The organism is Rhizobium sp. F40D2, from assembly GCF_051810745.2.
In the GTDB taxonomy this organism is placed as follows: Bacteria; Pseudomonadota; Alphaproteobacteria; order Rhizobiales; family Rhizobiaceae; genus Rhizobium.
Window position 1 is genome coordinate 235,751 of sequence record NZ_JBPWQX020000002.1, and the last position, 16,511, is coordinate 252,261.

Annotated in this window: 14 protein-coding genes and 2 pseudogenes; 7 read left to right on the forward strand and 9 right to left on the reverse strand. The window is 59.3% G+C overall.

All coding sequences use genetic code 11. The features are described 5' to 3' along the window. Nucleotides 1-2 precede the first annotated feature (2 nt). Together ACS4RS_RS25820 and ACS4RS_RS25825 are read right to left on the reverse strand one after the other, a co-directional pair. The gene (locus tag ACS4RS_RS25820) at nt 3-419 is read right to left on the reverse strand and encodes a DUF5615 family PIN-like protein (protein ID WP_439012892.1); all 417 of its coding nucleotides are present in this window, start codon (nt 417-419) and stop codon (nt 3-5) included. Beyond that, nucleotides 416-1,069, reverse strand: a complete 654-nt coding sequence (locus ACS4RS_RS25825; protein ID WP_439012893.1) for a DUF433 domain-containing protein — start codon at nt 1,067-1,069, stop codon at nt 416-418. Before ACS4RS_RS25825 ends, ACS4RS_RS25820 begins: the two co-directional genes overlap by 4 nt. Before the next feature lie 347 nt (nt 1,070-1,416). Between ACS4RS_RS25825 and ACS4RS_RS25830 the strand changes: the two genes are divergently transcribed. From ACS4RS_RS25830 to ACS4RS_RS25860, 7 genes and pseudogenes are all read left to right on the forward strand, one after another. Continuing rightward, complete coding sequence (locus ACS4RS_RS25830; protein WP_439012894.1) at nt 1,417-2,133, forward strand: hypothetical protein; 717 nt, start codon at nt 1,417-1,419, stop codon at nt 2,131-2,133. 31 nt (nt 2,134-2,164) lie between these two features. Next, complete coding sequence (locus ACS4RS_RS25835) at nt 2,165-3,367, forward strand: ImmA/IrrE family metallo-endopeptidase (protein WP_439012895.1); 1,203 nt, start codon at nt 2,165-2,167, stop codon at nt 3,365-3,367. Between the two features lie 400 nt (nt 3,368-3,767). Further along, nucleotides 3,768-6,116, forward strand: coding sequence for an ABC-three component system protein (locus tag ACS4RS_RS25840; protein WP_439012896.1), 2,349 nt, complete (start codon nt 3,768-3,770; stop codon nt 6,114-6,116). Next, entirely contained in the window at nt 6,113-6,802 is a 690-nt protein-coding gene (locus ACS4RS_RS25845; protein ID WP_439012897.1) for an ABC-three component system middle component 1, read from the forward strand. Before ACS4RS_RS25840 ends, ACS4RS_RS25845 begins: the two co-directional genes overlap by 4 nt. Further along, on the forward strand, nt 6,799-9,387 hold the full coding sequence (locus ACS4RS_RS25850) for an AAA family ATPase (protein WP_449314083.1): 2,589 nt from the start codon (nt 6,799-6,801) through the stop codon (nt 9,385-9,387). The genes ACS4RS_RS25845 and ACS4RS_RS25850 overlap by 4 nt, the downstream gene beginning before the upstream one ends. Nucleotides 9,388-9,618: 231 nt before the next feature. Then, a complete protein-coding gene (locus ACS4RS_RS25855; RefSeq protein WP_439012899.1) occupies nt 9,619-9,900 on the forward strand; it encodes a hypothetical protein in 282 nt (93 codons plus the stop codon). A 376-nt stretch (nt 9,901-10,276) separates the two neighbouring features. Next, nucleotides 10,277-10,498, forward strand: a pseudogene (locus ACS4RS_RS25860) (restriction endonuclease); the annotation flags it as partial. A gap of 33 nt (nt 10,499-10,531) precedes the next feature. Here ACS4RS_RS25860 and ACS4RS_RS25865 read toward each other — a convergent pair. From ACS4RS_RS25865 to ACS4RS_RS25895, 7 genes and pseudogenes are all read right to left on the reverse strand, one after another. Further along, nucleotides 10,532-10,917, reverse strand: a pseudogene (locus ACS4RS_RS25865) (ATP dependent DNA ligase); the annotation flags it as partial. Nucleotides 10,918-10,934: 17 nt separating this feature from the next. After that, nucleotides 10,935-11,390 (reverse strand): D-erythrulose-4-phosphate isomerase, encoded by a 456-nt coding sequence (gene derI, locus ACS4RS_RS25870; protein WP_439012900.1) that lies wholly within the window; start codon nt 11,388-11,390, stop codon nt 10,935-10,937. A gap of 11 nt (nt 11,391-11,401) precedes the next feature. Then, nucleotides 11,402-12,172: a triose-phosphate isomerase gene (locus tag ACS4RS_RS25875; RefSeq protein WP_439012901.1), complete on the reverse strand. Its 771-nt coding sequence runs from the start codon at nt 12,170-12,172 to the stop codon at nt 11,402-11,404. After that, a complete protein-coding gene (locus ACS4RS_RS25880; RefSeq protein ID WP_439012902.1) occupies nt 12,169-12,945 on the reverse strand; it encodes a DeoR family transcriptional regulator in 777 nt (258 codons plus the stop codon). The genes ACS4RS_RS25875 and ACS4RS_RS25880 overlap by 4 nt, the downstream gene beginning before the upstream one ends. A 99-nt stretch (nt 12,946-13,044) precedes the next feature. Then, nucleotides 13,045-13,980: a sugar-binding domain-containing protein gene (locus tag ACS4RS_RS25885; protein ID WP_439012903.1), complete on the reverse strand. Its 936-nt coding sequence runs from the start codon at nt 13,978-13,980 to the stop codon at nt 13,045-13,047. A gap of 70 nt (nt 13,981-14,050) precedes the next feature. Further along, nucleotides 14,051-14,983 carry a TIM barrel protein gene (locus ACS4RS_RS25890; protein WP_439012904.1) on the reverse strand — a complete coding sequence of 311 codons (933 nt, stop codon included), beginning with the start codon at nt 14,981-14,983 and terminating at the stop codon, nt 14,051-14,053. A gap of 11 nt (nt 14,984-14,994) precedes the next feature. Continuing rightward, nucleotides 14,995-16,506 (reverse strand): glycerol-3-phosphate dehydrogenase, encoded by a 1,512-nt coding sequence (locus ACS4RS_RS25895; protein ID WP_439012905.1) that lies wholly within the window; start codon nt 16,504-16,506, stop codon nt 14,995-14,997. Nucleotides 16,507-16,511 lie beyond the last annotated feature (5 nt).

Here is a 16,511-nt window from a genome sequence, read left to right on the forward strand (position 1 = left end):
GATTACTCTTTCGGCAGGGCGTACCTGAGCACGCGCAACTCTTCCTCGTCTTCGAGGGAAATTTCCAGAACTCGATTGACGAGATCTTCGTCGTTATCGAGTTCAACCAGTGCCTGCTCGAATAGTTCGATCTGCATGTCGAGGTCCATGCCAGGCGGTCCGTTGAGACAGATCAGCCCGGCATGGATAGCGACGTCGGCATATTGCCCCTTTGTTCCGGGCTTATCTTTCGGCCCGCGGAAATCGACCGAGTTCTTGGTGACGAAGGTCCAGTCGCCCTCAAGAATGATCGGTTTAAGCTCCCAGTCTTTCAGACCACCCAGTTTCATCCAGACGACGTGGCTGGTTTCACCATAACCTTTTTCCAGAGCCATCTTAGCCAGTTCAGGGCTGAGGCACTCATCGATCAGAAACTTCATCCCGCTTTCCTGCGACGGGGCACGCGGCGGTCTGCGATGATGACCGAGCCTTCGGGAAGCTCGCCGGCGCCGCGCGGCCGGCCACGCAAGGGATTTGCTTCCACATAGATTGACGCGAGCCTGATCTTCTCTTCGTCAAGACTAGGCCACGTTTCAAGGATGCGCTCCGTCGAATGGCCCGCGGCTACGGATGCGGCAACATCATAAACCGGAACGCGGGTGCCGCGGATGACAGGCGTCCCGCCAAGGATATCGGGCGAGGACGTGACGGCGTCTCGCGCTGCGGCGAGGTCGTCCAGCCGTTCGCTCGCACCTCTCATAAAGGGCATAAGATCGATCGTCAGAAACTCGTGGTGCACGGTCCAGTCCTCTCGCAACAGTGCGGGCCAGGGGAGGGTGCGAGCTCTTGCCAGTCGGTCCTCTGCGATCCGGATAGCAAACAGTCGCTCCTCCGCGGTGAGACGGCGGGCGCTCTCGAAATAGAAGGCAATCAGCGAACAGGCCGCGGCCAGGACATGACGACCGTTGTCCAGCGAGACGAACGCTTCTGGCAGAATGTGCTCATCGATGACACGATTGACGTCGCGAAGGCTCACGCGCGAGACGACGGCAGCCTCGCTCGCCTTCAGCATTTCTGCGACTGCGGGCATGGTGGGCTCCTATTAATTCTTCCGATAGGTCGGAATATATAATTTGATGACGCCGATATCAAGCCTTGGGGATAAATGAACGGCCCTCGCGAATTTTGGCTTCAACTGTGGCCCAATTGCCTGCGCAGCAGAGTCTTCGCGCTATCGATGCGGTATGTCTTCATTGGAGCCTTCAAACTCTCTTTATCTCGTTTGGCTCGAGGCGACGCCGCTCCTGTGGATATCCGTGCATGAGGAATCTGTGCCCTACGTGTTATTTCGACGCTTAACGCGACTCGATAGCTTGCTGATTACGCAATTTTTCCATATATAAATCCTGTATTAAGCAATTCGATTCGGAGCGGACAGTGGAGCAATTTATCAAAAGGCGGTTCCCGCCGGCCTTGTTCAAGAATCTCTTCCTGGATCTGGAAGACCGGCTGCGCGCCTCCGCCCTCAAAGCGTTCACTATGGTCCGCGATCATGCTGGCTTGGATACCAAAGCAAGCCGAGAGCTGGAAGGGCAGGCTCGCTTCCGCATGATGGAAAAAGCTTTCCGGGAGAGCTGCGAACTTCACGGTGGCGCGCTATTGGCCAACGGTATCATCCCCCTCACGGACCTAAAGATCTTCCAGCCGTTTATGCGGTTTGAGCACAATGGACAGGGCATCATATTCGGGCTTGCGGCTATGCCCGAACCCAAGGCACTTCCGGTCAGGAATATGTCGCGCAAGGCTGGGGTAACGCTCAATTATTATCTCTCCCCGCGGTTGGATCTCGATGGGGCGGGACCGAAGATCGGGGACATTTTTATGCTGTTTCTTGTCGCCCGGGACCGCGAACGGGCAGGGAAGATCAGTGAATTCGCGATCGGTGTGATCGATGCAGGTTACGAGCAGTATCTTTTCTATGAGCCGCTCGACAAATACCTTGAAGGTTATGCCGATGAGGCGGTAATTGCGCCTTTGCCTTCGTCTGGCGCTGGCGCGAAGGCGCCAATCATCAGCCTGAAGAAGACGATCAAGCCGTTCATACCGCCAGAGCAGCCTGGTGAGGGTGATAACGACGAGAGAAATACGAAGTGACCCGTGCTTTTGAAGCCGGGGAAGGAAATGCATGCGTGTAGGAACTCCAGGGTTCATCCCAGAAAGATTGATTGAGGCGAGAGCAGCGCGAAGAATTCTCAGCAAGAAGGCATTGGCCAGCCTGATAAGTGTCAATCCCAGCACGGTCACCCGGTGGGAGGACGGGACCAGCGCCCCTGATGCCGATGCGTTAGCCGAATTGGCCGCTCACCTCCACGTTCGCAGAGAGTATTTTCTAAGACCGGTCGCCAGAAGCGACCGGCCTCTGTTTTATCGCACCTTGGCGTCGACCTTGGTCAAAGATTTGAACTACCAGGAATCCCAAATGCACTGGCTGCAGGAAATCAGCAGCATCGTGGAGCATTATGTGGATTTTCCGGACGTCGATATCCCGGATGTATTGCAAGGTGCGTCCTACAAGCAGCTCCGCGACGAGGATATCGAACAGATCGCGTCTGATCTGCGCGCCCACTGGGGTGTCGGCGATGGCCCGTGCATTGATATGATGCCGCTGCTTGAGCGTATCGGATGCATTGTCGGCTCCATCGAAATGGGGACGTCCAAGCTGGATGGTCTCTGCAGCTGGGCTTACGGCAGCAGCCGGCCACACATCTTGTTGTCGACTGATAAAATGTCATTCCCGCGTCGGCAGATGGACGCTGCGCACGAGCTTGGACATGCGATACTGCATCGTGGTGTTACCGAGGACGAACTGAAGAAGGATCTCAAGGAGATCGAACGGCAGGCTTTTCGATTTGCAAGCGCATTCCTGATGCCCGCTACGACGTATTCCTATGAGGTAAAAAATGCCTCCCTTGCGTCGCTGTTGACCTTGAAAGAACGCTGGCGCGTTTCGGTCAAAGGGCAGATTCGGCGTCTTTCCGATCTCGACCTCGTTCCAGCGGACCATGCGACGTCGCTTTATAAGCTCTACTCAGCGAAAGGATGGAATCGGGAAGAGCCTCTGGATAGAAACTGGCCGATCTCGGAGCCTACCATTCTCGCCAATGGCCTCCAACTGATCGTGGATTCGGCTGTGCGCAGCAAATCAGACTTGCTGAGCGTAGAGTTCACCATGAAGGCAGGCGATATCGAAAACCTTGCAGCTCTGCCACCTGGCTGGTTTTCCAAGACCGGCGAGTTGATCAGCCTGAAACTTCGTGACAGCACATCCGAAAGGCAAGCTGGCGGATCGTCGACGATCCTGCCTTTCCCACCAAACAGGAGTAAGTGAGCCGTCATAGGGATCGCATCTGGGATTCGTGTCAGTTTTACGACCTAGGGAAAGCTCCCGTTACTTTTGTTTTCAGGACACTTGCGGAAGATCCCCGCACCCGATAGCTCCTATCATTGCATGAAACTTTATGGCGAGTGTTGGTGGAGGAATCAACATTCTGGCCGATAAGGTGTCTTTTCTATTTGCATGGGGGATATCAGGCTAAATGAGCGTCCGATCAGACATTGTTGCATATATTCGAGAGTGGTGACCGTTGGTTAACATTCCTTTGGGTCCGCTCAGCGTAATCGAAGGCGCTTCAATCCAGGGGCGTAGAGGTGCCTACGTACTCGGGTGCTTTGACCAACGGATCACTTTCTATTCGCAACAAGTGCGCGCTATGGCGTTAATACACGCCTTGGCCGAGCAGGATATGCTGCGGGACGGTCCGCGAATTGCTATCGTTGGCGGAGGTGCTGCGGGGATTACTGCCGCCGCCTCGGCCGCTCTTGCCTGCGATGGCGAGGTGGTTCTTTTCGAGTCCGCCGACGATCTGCTGAAGCTGCAGATGGGGACAGACCAGAGGAAGCTTGATCCTCATATCTATAATTGGCCGCGTGGCAACTCTGACGATCCAATCGCTGACCTTCCACTGCTCGGCTGGGATGCCGGCCCGTCGAAGGACGTGCGGGAGGACGTGGTGCGGCAATTCGAGGAAATTGCTGGACGAACCAGAAATTTATCACAGCGCAAGCGCCACAAAGTTACAGCCATTAAGGAGCTCGACGGAGGTGGCTATCAGCTCACTGCTCTCGATCTCGGTGCTGGCGTGGAACGGACGGACGCATTCCAGATCATCATTCTGGCATTCGGGTTCGGGCTGGAAGCAACTGAGACCGTCCGCGGCATCGGGGACAAGAGCTACTGGGACAATGCCGGCATTCCGGGCGCTGAGATCCGAGGTCGCGCCAATCCCCACTATTTCGTCAGCGGTAGTGGCGATGGCGGACTTATCGACTTCGTGGCAGCTGCTTTTGCCAGTTTCAACCACGCGGCGCTGATTCGCACCATCGCGACCTATCCCAACCGCAAGGATCTCGAACGCGAAATACTCGCCATCGAAAGCGAAGCCCGCGTGGCGCAGGCCAATGGCAATGAGTTCAATCTCTTTCAATCCTATACCGATCGGATCGACCCGCTTATTGAGGCGAACGGTCTTGTTGCCGAGATTGCCCGTAAGCTCCGTCCCGGCGTCCAGATGACGCTGCAGACCAGAGACAAGGCCGTTTTCACACTCGGCTCTGCCGTTCTCAACCGATTGGCCACCTTCGCTACAATCAGGGCCTGCCAGACAACTGCTGGACATGCTTTCCGACACATCGCGTGCGACACCGTATCAAGGGTCGCCGGTTATACGCCTGCGCAGGATGATCCGACCTTTCAGCTCGATTGCGACGGAGAACTGATCACCGCGGACGAAGTGATCATCCGCAGAGGAACAGACAGGAAGAGTGTTCGCGAGCCTTTCACCGACTTGCTCGGCGACTATGAGCAGCGACATGAAGAGTGGCTTGCTCGACTGGGCGCTGCGACGCTAGTGCCGGTGCTGTCGAACGACGCTCAGGACTTCTTCCGAGAAAAGGCGCGAGAAGCTCATCTAACGGGCTCAAGGCGACTGACCGCCCTAGCGGCAGCCTCTATGCCGATGATGGTTCATCTCAGTATCGATGGCACTGATGTCCAATGGTCCAGCGATCGCGGGGCTGACCGGATCGGGGAGGCGTGGAGTGATGGCACTTCGTTCAACGTAACTCTTAGGCAGGCGCCTTCAGAGATGGGGCCGATCGGAGGCGCGATGCTGCGGGTCGCTGTACATGCGTCCAATGTCGTGGTTCACGCCGAGCCTCTGGACTGGGCGAAACCGTGGGAATTGCTGACGTCGAGATCACCACATGCGAGCGGCATGGCCATGCCGAAGCTTATTCGCGGAAACCCGGGCGGCGGGTGGCAAGTCAGGCAGTCTACCGGTTCAGCGCGGCTTGCTGCAATTGTCCATCGCGAGCTGGATAGTTGGGTTCTCGCAAGGATCGACAATCATCTTAACGGTTATCTCCTGAACCAGGACGATCCGGCAGGCTATGTTGGGTTGGAGATCGCGCCGGACTTAAGAGCCCTGATGCGGCAGACGTGGAAGACCTGGCAGGAAGCCTTCACCGATGAACCGGCACTACTCAGCCGTTTCCTTCGGCTTATGGTGAGCGCCACCGACGAGGACGGCGATGCCGTGCAGGTGCTCGTGGGGCCGCGTAAGCTTTCTTCCATAATCGGCGGCACCGCGTTGTCCCTTGCCATCGCGTCGGTTTGGGGCCAGACAGCACCGCGAAGCATTCGCCCCGGCAATCTGCTTCGCGAGATTGCCGGAAATGAGCGAACTGGTCATGGTTGTGCGCCCGATCGCATTCTGGGCAAGCGTCCCGGGATGTGTGCGAGTACCCATGACTGGCATACAAATTTCGTCCTGCTCGCGCTTGAAGGCCGACTGGATCTGGCTCGGAAAGCGGAGGAGCCCTTTGCCACGATCGGAGCAGGGCAGCCGTCGCTTGCCGAAACCGCCGGGTCCGGTCCTATGATGATGTGGCTCAGCCAGGAATTGATCCAGGCCCTCACCGAGGGTGTCACAGCCTTGACGACGCTTCTTGAGCAAGTAGAGCACCAGCATTCCGAGCTCTTGCTGAGAGCGATCGAACGCAAGGAGGAGACCGTATGAGCGAACCGACCATTTCAGGCGCTTTAGCGGAATTCGTGCAGCGGGTTGTGAAGAATGCAAGCGAACGGGAGCTTTCAGTCAGCGACCGGCCGCAACTCGCTGGTCAAAATTTCAACGGCGGCACCAGCGCCGCGGCAAGACTTGATCCCAGTGAGCTGCCTTCCTACGTCAAGGCCCTGAAGATAGGACGCTATACTGTTATCTTCGGCATGCTTCCCGAAACGCCGACGCTGCCAGCTGTGCGAGAGACATTGCGGCGCTATCGCAATCAATGTGTCGTCGCGCGTTCCTTCCTCAGCGCCAACGAGAGCCTCGACCTGCAGCTGTTTCTCCTCGGGCCACGCGGTTCCGAGTGGGAACGCAAATGGAGGTCGCTCGGACTTTTTCTCGAGCGTGATGATCGCGTGGCCCGAAAGCTCGCCTGGCTGAGGCCGCGCGATGCAGAGCGGGACGGTGATAGTTTTGGCGATTTCGTCCGCCGGAGCTTCCTCGCGCGCCCATGGCACGAGGATGACGAAGTCATCATAGATCAGTCTCTCGACCTCGATGAGCCGACGCCTGCGGGCTTACCGCGCAGCACGGCGGAAGAATTCGATGCGATTGCTCTTGAAGGAGATGATGAGCGGTCAGGTGAGGACATTGTTGAAGCACTGGTGCGTGCATGGGAGCAGAGGGTCAATTCATGAGCGATGTGTACCTCTCCAGTATCGAGATCCAGAATTTCCGTACGTTCGGCGACTTTAGGGTTGCGTTGCCGGCTACCCCTGGACTGCTGTTGCTGACTGGCACAAATGGGCTCGGCAAAAGCAGCTTCTTTGATGGCATCGAATGGGCGCTGACCGGCATTATTCGTCGCTTCACGCCCTATGTGTCGCGGTCGGGCAAGATTGTCATTCCTGATGCCGATTACCTTACCCGCAATGGCGCAGAACGCGACAGCCATTCGGTCACGCTCCAATTCTCCGAAGACGAACCAGTGCGGCGTAGTGCCAAAGAGATACCATCGGCAACTTTGGTTTCCTCGCTGCTTTCCAAACCCGGTCGAGGACAGATTACAGATTTAGGCACACACCTAGCCATGACGCACTTTCTGGGTCAGGCAGAGCGGCAACGCTTCACTAGCCGCGAGGCCGACGATCAATGGGCCGCACTGAAGGGGCCGAGCGGCGTCGACCGCCTCGAACTGATCCGGACGCGCTTGCGCGGTAGACCGACTACGCTTGCCTTTGGTAACCGGATCAAATCCGAGCAGGCAGCGATTGCCGCGATCGAAAAGGATATTGCGGACTGGCAGGGCTGGCAGGCCCGGCTCGATCGCCTGCGGCTGGCGGTTCGCGCTTCCGGCGGCCTTAGCGAAGAGGAAGTCCGCAGCCGAGCGGCGGCGCTGGAAGCCGAGATTCACCGCATAGCCGCGCTCGGTCCCGTCAGTTCCTTAGGTGAAAGTGGCAGCCAACTGCTTGCAAGGCTCGCCGGACTCCTCGAAAGCAGCCAAGCACAGGCTCAGGATCGTCTCACAAAGCTGGCGAGCGCTGAAGACCTTATCGGGCGCTACGAAGCCCAAGCTGCATTCACACCAGACGATCACCCAAGCCTTGTGCGGGCCCGTCAGCAACTGGCTGCGGCGCGTACCTCGAACATTGACGCCCAGCAGAGGTTGGCTACAGCGAGCGAAGCCGCAACGGCTCAGGCGGGGATCGTCGCCATTATTGACGCTGATATTGCCCGGCTCGAAGCGAATCGTGCCGATCTCGCTCGACGTGACGGGCTCCTGCTTCAGATAACTACAGCACGTTCCGAACTCGACGTGCAAAATGCTGCGTTGGTGGAGCAGCGCCGGCAGCTCGGCGAAGCCGATGCAATAGTGGCGGCACATGCGACCGCGGCCGCCGAAGCCGCGCGGCTCTTGGCGATCGCCACCAAGGCACGCACTGATCTCGACACGTCAACGCGCCTCGTCGAACTTGCCGCCGATGCCGCTGCCAAGGATGTTGTCCTCTCTGCGGCAGTGGCAGCCGCTGCCGAAGTGAGAAGCGAGTATGATACTTCGGTCCAGCAGCGTGACACGCTCATGGCGGCACTTCAGGCCCTCCGGCGGGATCTCGCCGAGGCTGAACGTCATGCAAGCGCCATCGCCGCCGCAGTCGCCTCGGTTGCAAGCCACATACACGAAGACGATGACACTTGTCCGGTCTGCCAGTCTCATTTTCCTCCCGGCCAGCTTAGATTGCTTGCAAATGAGGCGGCACGGTCTGGTAATGCCCGCGTCGCTTCGATCGCCGAACGGGTCGAAAGTCTAAGCAGCGAAGCCGCTGCCCTCTCGGGCCGTATCGCGGACCTCGCGCCCATTCTTGCCCAACCAGGGAAGCTAGAGCCGGAGGCTCAACAAGCTCGTCAACGTGCCGTGGCCCTGGGCGATACGCTGCGTCAGGCGCTGAACGCCGGCGAGGCAGACGATCTTGCCGCTCTTGCTTCGGCGCGTCATAGTGCGGCGCAATTTGAGCTTCGGTCTGCGCAGGTAGGTCTTGCTGAACAACAACCCGTAGCGCTTGCCGCCGAACAACAGCGTTCGACTGCTTCGGGCGAAATCGAACGGCTTGCAAGCCGTATCGCCGCCGCCGAAACTCGGCTTGCCAGCTTTCAAGCAGAGGAGCGAGATTGCGGGGAAAGAATCGCGGCGCGCGGCCTCACGACATCTGCCCTCGACGAGCTCGGTACGCTCCTTGCTACGCGCCGAAATGAGCTCCAGCAGGCGCGCGACAAAATGGATGAGTTGGACGGTCTATCCGCAACCGCGCGCGCCGATTCCTCTTCGCTTCAAGAGCAACTCGGCACGCGCGAGGGCGAACTCGCTGCCGCGGAACTGGCGCAGAGGAACGCTCTTGCTGCGGCGCAACAGCTGGCAATGCAGTGGACGGCATTTGGACTGACTGGTGTTCCCGATCGGGCCAAACTTGAGTCGGGAAGAAATGAAGCTCGCAGCGCGTCGACGGAACTGACACTGCTCGACGAACGCCTCAAGGAGCTCACCGCCGTCAATCAAGACCTCCTGCTTGAGGAGGAGCTTGCCGTGGTCAAGGACCAGATGCGGGCGGCCGGCGGCGAGCAAGCGCTGGCGGATCCGGGCGCTCACCTCCAAGAGCTTCAGAAGCGGCTGACACCCGCTCGCGAAGGGCACAGAAGTTTCACTGAGCAAGAGCCTACGATCGGGGGGCGCGGGGCTGCGTTCTTTGATCCACGTCATTGCGAGCGCCGCTACCAGAGCACAGCATGAGCAACACCTGCCTTGAAGCGTGGGAATGCTTTTGCTTGAAGTTCCAAGTCCCAGCACGAAGGCGGCCCCTATGGTCGCCACGAAGAAAGAAGATCGCGCGGCCGGCAAGGCAAGATCCGAGCGCATTGTTGCGCTCGCCATCGCACTTGCCGCTGTCGTTGGCGTGGGTATTGCCGAATGGGAGATGTTCCTGCGCCCCGTCGAGTTCAGGTTGCCACCGCCGAACGAGACGTGCCGCTGCAAGTCTTCGGCCTCGGCACGGTCGAGGCACGCATCGCATCCAAGGTTGGCTTCAATGTGTCCGGCTTCGTCGTCGATCTGCGTGCCGACGTCGGCGACCACGTCGCCAAGGGTGCAATCCTTGCTCGCCTCGACGATCGTGAGCAACGGGCGCTGGTTGCTCGGGCAAAGGCCACTACCGAGCACACCGAAGCCAATGCGCAACGGGCGATGGCAAGCGTCGAGAAGGCTCAAACGAACTACGGGAACGGCAGCATCAATCAGCGTCGGTAAGCCCTGCTGAAGGGCAACACCACCTCGATCGAGCGACTGAAATCGCACAGGCGGCAGACCGTTCTGTCCGCCCAGCGGACCTTTTGGGAAAGGGCACCGCTCTCCACGCCGAGGCGCACTGCCGGTCGGAGACGGCCACGCCGCGATATTTCTCACGACATTATTATGACGTCGCGATGCTTCTCGACACCGAGGAAGGGTAACCGCAGCGAGCGTTTTCGATCTTCTGGCAACCGTCGCAAAGGTCGCAAAGCAACAAGGCAACCCTCTTTCGGTCCAGCTGGGCCAGCTATGACACCGCGAAGCCCTGTGCACTTAGATTGATGCCGAGCGAGTCTCGTATCTTAGCTCGATTCGATCCATTGATCTGCGTCTCGTGGATGATCTCGTCGACTTCATCCGGGGCCAGGGCTTTGTACTGGATTTCTCTGATGCGAACTTCTCCGACTTCTTTGCCTCGGAGCTCAAGATCAACATCGACGATCCAAAATATGCCGTGAATGGAGGTTCAAAGGGAAAGCGTCTCCGCTATTTCCTGCAGCATTGCGATGATGCCATTGCCGTCCGTACTCTCTCGGCGCTTTGGGAGCATCGTTCGCTCGCCTGAACCGCATCCAAAGATCCTGTCGCAAAAACTCGATTTCGGCGACAGCTTCGGCTGCACGAAGACGAGGCTTTGCCCTTCAGGGCAACGACCGGCCAGCTTATCTTCAACCGATCGAGCGTCTTTTTCAGGTCTTCAGCATCTCTGGCACTGAAACAAGTCCCGACCGATCCAACGTAAACCCGGTCGAAGCCTTGTCTGCCGGCCAGCAGGAGGCTGCCGATGCCCCACAACGGGCGGATGCCGACTTCTCATAGCCGACAATCACGAAGCTCGCTCTAGACGCATTTTATTTTCAGCCAGTCGCCCATGCGGCGACTACGGTTGGGGCGGTCGCGATGCTTGGCGATTATGCCTTCCAGATGACGATGGCAGCCGTGCTCGAGAAGGTCTTCGGCCGGCAGTTCTATCTCAGCACCCTCCGCATCCCTCAACGGGCGCTGTACTTCGCGTCGAGATCATTCATGGCCTTGACGTTGCCAGCAGAGCGACCGTTCTCGTCGAAGGTCTGGGCAAGAAACGCATCAGCGATCGACTTTGCCAGCTCGGTTCCGATGACGCGGGCTCCCATGGTGATGATCTGCGCATTGTTGGAAAGCGCGGCACGCTCGGCCGAATAGGTGTCGTGTGTCAGGGCGGCCCGGATGCCCGGAACCTTGTTGGCCGAGATGCAGACGCCGATGCCGGTACCGCAAACGAGGATCGCCTTGTCGTAGGTGCCGTCGATGACGCCTGAGGCGACGCGATCCGAAAGGTTGGCGTAGAAAGGATCGGCACCGGCGCTGGTGCGCGAGACTTCGTACACGTCGAAGCGGTCCTTCAGATGATTGGCCAGAACCTTGGCGAGGTCTTCGCCGGCGCTGTCTCCTGCAATGGCAAGCTTCATTGTCTTTCTCCTCAGAGTTTGGCGGCGCATCTGGCCAGGATGTCAAGGTAACCTTCGACATTCCAGGCCGAACGGCCGATGAAGAGCCCGTCGATATGCGGGCTCGAGATCAGTTCTTCGCAGTTCTGCGGGTTGACCGACCCACCATAAAGGCAGGGGATCTTGCGGCCCAGCAAAGCTTCGGCAACGGCGATGATCTCAGACTGGCGGGCATCCGCATAATCTGCAGTCGCCGGGATGCCCTTCTCGCCGATCGCCCAGACCGGCTCGTAGGCCAGCAGGATTTCGGCAGCCTTTTGAGCGCTGGAAAGTTTCGAAAGCGCGCCGCGCACCTGGGTCGCGAGGATGTCGGCGGCCTTTCCGCCTTCGCGGTCGGAAAGCGTCTCGCCAATGCAGATCAGCGGGATGAGACCGTGGCGAACGGCCGCTTCGGTCTTCAGACCCACTGTCTCGTCGGTCTCTCCAAAGTGTTCGCGCCGCTCGGAATGACCGAGCTCGACGAGATCGAGATTGCAGTCCCTCAGCATCACCGGCGAGACTTCGCCGGTCCAGGCACCTTGGTTGGCCCAATGCATGTTCTGCGCGCCGACCTTCACCGAGGTCTTGGCAAGCCTCGCCTTGACCTCGCGCACGGCCGTGAAAGACGGAATGACGAAACGCTGGATACGCGGGTCGCGCGCGGCATCGGCAGCTTCAAGACCGCGTGCGAAATGCTCGGCTTCAGCAAGCGTCTTGTTCATCTTCCAGCTGGTGCCAATCCAGAAACGCGGCTTTTCGGTCATGTAGGATCCTGCGTTGATGCAATGGTGAGCGTGATGCCCGCCTGCTCGAATTCCTCCAGAACAGCAGCATCGGGTGCCCTGTCGGTGATAACGGCATCGAAGTCGGCCAGATCCGCCATGACGTGCAGGGCGGTGTGGCCGATGCGCTGGTGATTGACCAGAAGACAGGTCCTGGTCGAGGACGCGATCATTGCCCGCTTGGCGCGCACGACATTGTCGTCCATGTGATAGGCGAGCCTGCCGCTGACGGCGGGCGTAGAAATGAAGGCAATGTCGGCCCTCAGCCGCGACAGTGCCTCCTCGGTGACGACGCCGAGATAGGCGTTGAATTTCGCCGAATAGATGCCGCCAAGCGCAATCAACGTGATGCCGGTTTCGCCTTTCAGCCGCTCCATGATCGCCGCATTGTTGGTGATCAACGTCAGCGGTCGCTTCCGCAGCAGCATTTCGCCGAGCACGGCCGCCATCGAGCCGTCATTTACCATCACCGTTATCCCCGGCTCGACCAGTTCCAGCGCGGTCTTCGCCATGGCCAGCTTGGCCTCGTTGTCTTGGCGCTCGCGAATGCGGAAGTCGCTTTCGAACTGCGTTCCGGCGTCAATGGTCGCGCCGCCGCGAACCTTGCGCAGGACACCCGCCTGCTCGAGATCATCGAGATCGCGATGGATCGTCATCTTTGACACGGTGAAGCGATCGGCAAGGTCGTCGAGATCGACGGTCTTGTTTTCGACGAGCAGGTTGACGATCAACTGCTGCCGCTCTTCCCGCCTCATCCCGCTCTCCACCCTCGCTTAATGTCAAGATAACGAAACATGCGTGATAATCAACATCAATAATGTTATTTTGCGATAAAATATTGTTGCTTTCGATCGCTACATCAATAATGCCTGCGCGGTTCGCTCGTCGGTGATCAGCCCGAAAAGACGACGGCTCTTCAGAATTGCCCGGATGGCCGGCACTTTCGACTGTCCGCCCGCCAGCGCCACAAGCCGCTCTTTCATGGTCTTGGGGAAAGACGCAGAGAGCGTGCGCGCCGTCAACGCGGTGTCGAGGATGTGGCCGTCGGCGTCGAAAAAGTGTCCGAGGATCTCGCCGACGCCGCCTGCGGCGGCAATGTCGTCGATTTCACCGGGTTCAACCATGCCGGACAAAACAAGCTGCGCCTCGGCATCGACAGTTCCCAGGCCGACGAGCTTCAGGTCGGCATTGTTAGCAAGGTCGAAGACCTCCTTGACGGCGCGCTGCGACTTCAGCACTTCGCGGTCCTCGCCGGTATTGGCGAAAAAGGGAACCGGCATGACAAAGGCATGGGCGCCGGTCTTTTCAGCGATGCGATGCATCACGTCATAGGGATTGGCACCGTAGTTTCGTGTCAGGCCGCCAAGCAACGAGACGAAACGCAGGTTCTTCGCGCTCACCCTCGGCATATATTGGACAGCGGCGGAGAGCGTCCGGCCATGACCAAGGCCGATGACCGTATTGTCGCCGCGCTCGATCTCACGCTTGAGATAGCCGGCACCGGCATGGCCGAGTGCGCGGAGCGGCAAGCCTTCCTCGCCGAGATCGGGTGCGACCTCGCAGTACTGAAGCCCGAACCGTTCCGAAAGCTGCATCTCCAGCTCGACGCACTCGACGATATCCCCGTCGATGGTGACTTTGACGACGCCATCGGCAACCGCTCTTGCGATCAGGCGATGGGCCTTGACCGACGGCACGCCAAGGCGGCGAGCAACGTCGGACTGCGTCAGGCCACCGGCATAATGAAGCCAGGCAGCACGCACGGCAAGCGTATCATCGGCGTCCGTCATCACGGCTCCTTTTCGAAGGTCATGCGGCGATTTCGCCGTATAGCAGTGCTGCCTTTTAAAGATCCCTGTCTCAGATGTTCAAGTCAGCGACGCCGGTGTCGATATGCGGCGCCCAGAAGGCGACGCTTTCGGCAATCTGCGGGATGACCTGGCGATCATTCGGCTCGCGTTCCTTGAAGGAGAGTTCCAGGCAGATTTCATTGTCCTTCGCCCCACCTTCGGCCAGCGCCTGCAGCAGAGGTGCCGGCTGGATGCGGCCCTTGGCGTTGAATTCGGCGGTAAAGGGCCGGTGCCCACCCTTGTCCATCAGGCTCTGTTTGATGTGGATGATCGGCGATACCTGCGGGACGGCGCGCGCCCAGGCATAGGGGTCGTAGTCGTGGGGATCGGCGGATGTGATGTCGCCATGATCGATATCCGCCATCATCCACATCGGGATGGCCATTCCGGCCGATGCCAGCCGCTCCTGCAGCGACAGGCAGGCGGCGATCGTCTCTCCGAACTCGCGGCCGATGCTCATCGGCTCCCAGAACATGTAGGAGAGGCCGGCGGCGCGAGCGTGCTCGGCAACATCGGCCCAACAATCGATGACGATCTTGATCAGTTCCTCGCGCCTGGCCGGATCGTCGAAGTCCTTATAGGTGAAGATCGCAAATTGCGTGCCGACCGAGTTGCCGCCGAGATCGGCGGTGATGTCGGCGAAGGTCTTGAACCAGTCGACGTAGTAGCGGCGGACATCGGCATCCGGATGTCCGAAATGGTTGAGACGCCCATAGGGGCCGGTCATGCCCGAGGTGATCCGCACCCCCGTGCGCTTCAGCGCGGCGCTCATCGTGCGCGTCAGGCGGCGGATGACCGGCGCCTGCCAGCTCGGATTGATGAACTCGTGGGTCAGTTGGAGGTCGCGGATCCGCAGATCCCTCGCAACCGTGTCGATGAGGTCGTCTGGGTCGGCGAAGCGGTTCACCAGCGGATTGGTATTGAGCGAAAGGGTCAGCGGCATGGCGGCATCCTTCAGGCGGCGGCAAGGCGGGTTGAAGCAAACCACTCGCCAAAAGCCGCGCGCTCCGCTTCGTTCAAGTGGAGGTAATGTTTGGTGCGGCGATAGAGGATGTCCTCGGCCGTTTCGGCCCATTCCATAGCGACGAGATAACGGGCCTCGGCCTCATAGAGCTGTCCGCCGAAATACCGCCCGAGCCCTTCCATGCCTGTCGCGCCGGCAACCACGTTCCTGGCGCGGGCGCCATAGAGACGGCCGTAGTGATGCACGAGCTTGCGCGGCATCCAGGGATAGATATCGCGCAGGCTGTTGGCGAAGCTCTCATAATCGGCGTTCGGAATTTCGCCGCCCGGCAGCGGCACTTTCTCCGTCCAGTCGCCGCCCATGTTCGGAAAGATGTGCTTCAGGCGCTGCATGCCGCGTTCGGCGAGCTCACGGAATGTGGTGATCTTGCCGCCGAAAACGTTGAGCAGCGGAGCGCCGCCTGTCTCGTCGAGATCGAATACATAGTCGCGGGTAACGGCGGACGGGTTACCCTTGCCGTCGTCAAACAGCGGGCGCACGCCGGAGAAGCTGTGCAGTACATCGTGGCGGCGCAGCTTTTCCTTGAAGTAGCGATTAACCGCCTTGAGCAGATACTCGATCTCTGTCTCGTCGGCGGCAACATCCTCGGCCCTGCCTTCGTACGCGATATCGGTCGTCCCGATCAGCGCCTTGTCGCCCTCGTAAGGATTGATGAAAATGACGCGTTTGTCGTGGTTCTGCACCAGATAGGCATTGGCGCCCGCCCAGAACTTCGGCACGATGATGTGGCTGCCCTTGACGAGGCGGACATTGCGGCCGGAGTTCGAACCGGCGACGCGATTGATGATGTCCATCACCCAGGGGCCGGCGCAGTTCACCAGACATTTGGCGCGGAAGGTTCGCGTCTCCCCTGTGGAGTTGTTCTTCGTGACCACGGTCCAGCCACCATTCTCCCGACGGGCCGACACGGCCGGCGAGCGGGTCAGCACCAGAGCGCCATTTTCCGCTGCGCTGACCGCATTCAAGGTCACGAGGCGGGCGTCGTCTACCCAGCAATCGGAATATTCAAAACCGCGTGTATATTGATCGAGGATCGGCGTGCCTTCCGGGTCGCGGAGCAGGTTGAGCGTGCGGGTTCCTGGTAGTTTCTTGCGGCCGCCGAGATGATCATAGAGGAAGAGGCCGAGCCGCACGAGCCATGCGGGGCGATCCTCAGGGCTGTGCGGCAGGACGAAGCGCATCGGCCAGATAATATGCGGCGCGGCATTGAGCAGCACTTCACGCTCGATCAACGCCTCACGCACCAGGCGGAATTCGTAATATTCGAGGTAACGCAGACCGCCATGCACCAGTTTGCCTGAGCGCGAAGAGGTTCCCTGTGCCAGATCGTCCTTTTCGCACAGCGCAACCTTCAGGCCGCGGCCCGCAGCGTCGCGTGCGATTCCCGCGCCGTTGATGCCTCCGCCGATGACGAAGAGATCCAGGAGTTCGGGTTCGGTCATGTCAT

What these genes read in the sequence shown, in the direction of transcription:
- ACS4RS_RS25850 (WP_449314083.1), top strand. Translation starts at nt 6,799, where the DNA reads ATGAGCGATGTGTACCTCTCCAGTATCGAGATCCAGAATTTCCGTACG.
- ACS4RS_RS25890 (WP_439012904.1), bottom strand. Translation starts at nt 14,983, where the DNA reads ATGCCGCTGACCCTTTCGCTCAATACCAATCCGCTGGTGAACCGCTTC.
- ACS4RS_RS25885 (WP_439012903.1), bottom strand. Translation starts at nt 13,980, where the DNA reads ATGACGGACGCCGATGATACGCTTGCCGTGCGTGCTGCCTGGCTTCAT.
- ACS4RS_RS25820 (WP_439012892.1), bottom strand. Translation starts at nt 419, where the DNA reads ATGAAGTTTCTGATCGATGAGTGCCTCAGCCCTGAACTGGCTAAGATG.
- ACS4RS_RS25895 (WP_439012905.1), bottom strand. Translation starts at nt 16,506, where the DNA reads ATGACCGAACCCGAACTCCTGGATCTCTTCGTCATCGGCGGAGGCATC.
- ACS4RS_RS25835 (WP_439012895.1), top strand. Translation starts at nt 2,165, where the DNA reads ATGCGTGTAGGAACTCCAGGGTTCATCCCAGAAAGATTGATTGAGGCG.
- ACS4RS_RS25875 (WP_439012901.1), bottom strand. Translation starts at nt 12,172, where the DNA reads ATGACCGAAAAGCCGCGTTTCTGGATTGGCACCAGCTGGAAGATGAAC.
- ACS4RS_RS25825 (WP_439012893.1), bottom strand. Translation starts at nt 1,069, where the DNA reads ATGCCCGCAGTCGCAGAAATGCTGAAGGCGAGCGAGGCTGCCGTCGTC.
- derI (WP_439012900.1), bottom strand. Translation starts at nt 11,390, where the DNA reads ATGAAGCTTGCCATTGCAGGAGACAGCGCCGGCGAAGACCTCGCCAAG.
- ACS4RS_RS25880 (WP_439012902.1), bottom strand. Translation starts at nt 12,945, where the DNA reads ATGAGGCGGGAAGAGCGGCAGCAGTTGATCGTCAACCTGCTCGTCGAA.
- ACS4RS_RS25845 (WP_439012897.1), top strand. Translation starts at nt 6,113, where the DNA reads ATGAGCGAACCGACCATTTCAGGCGCTTTAGCGGAATTCGTGCAGCGG.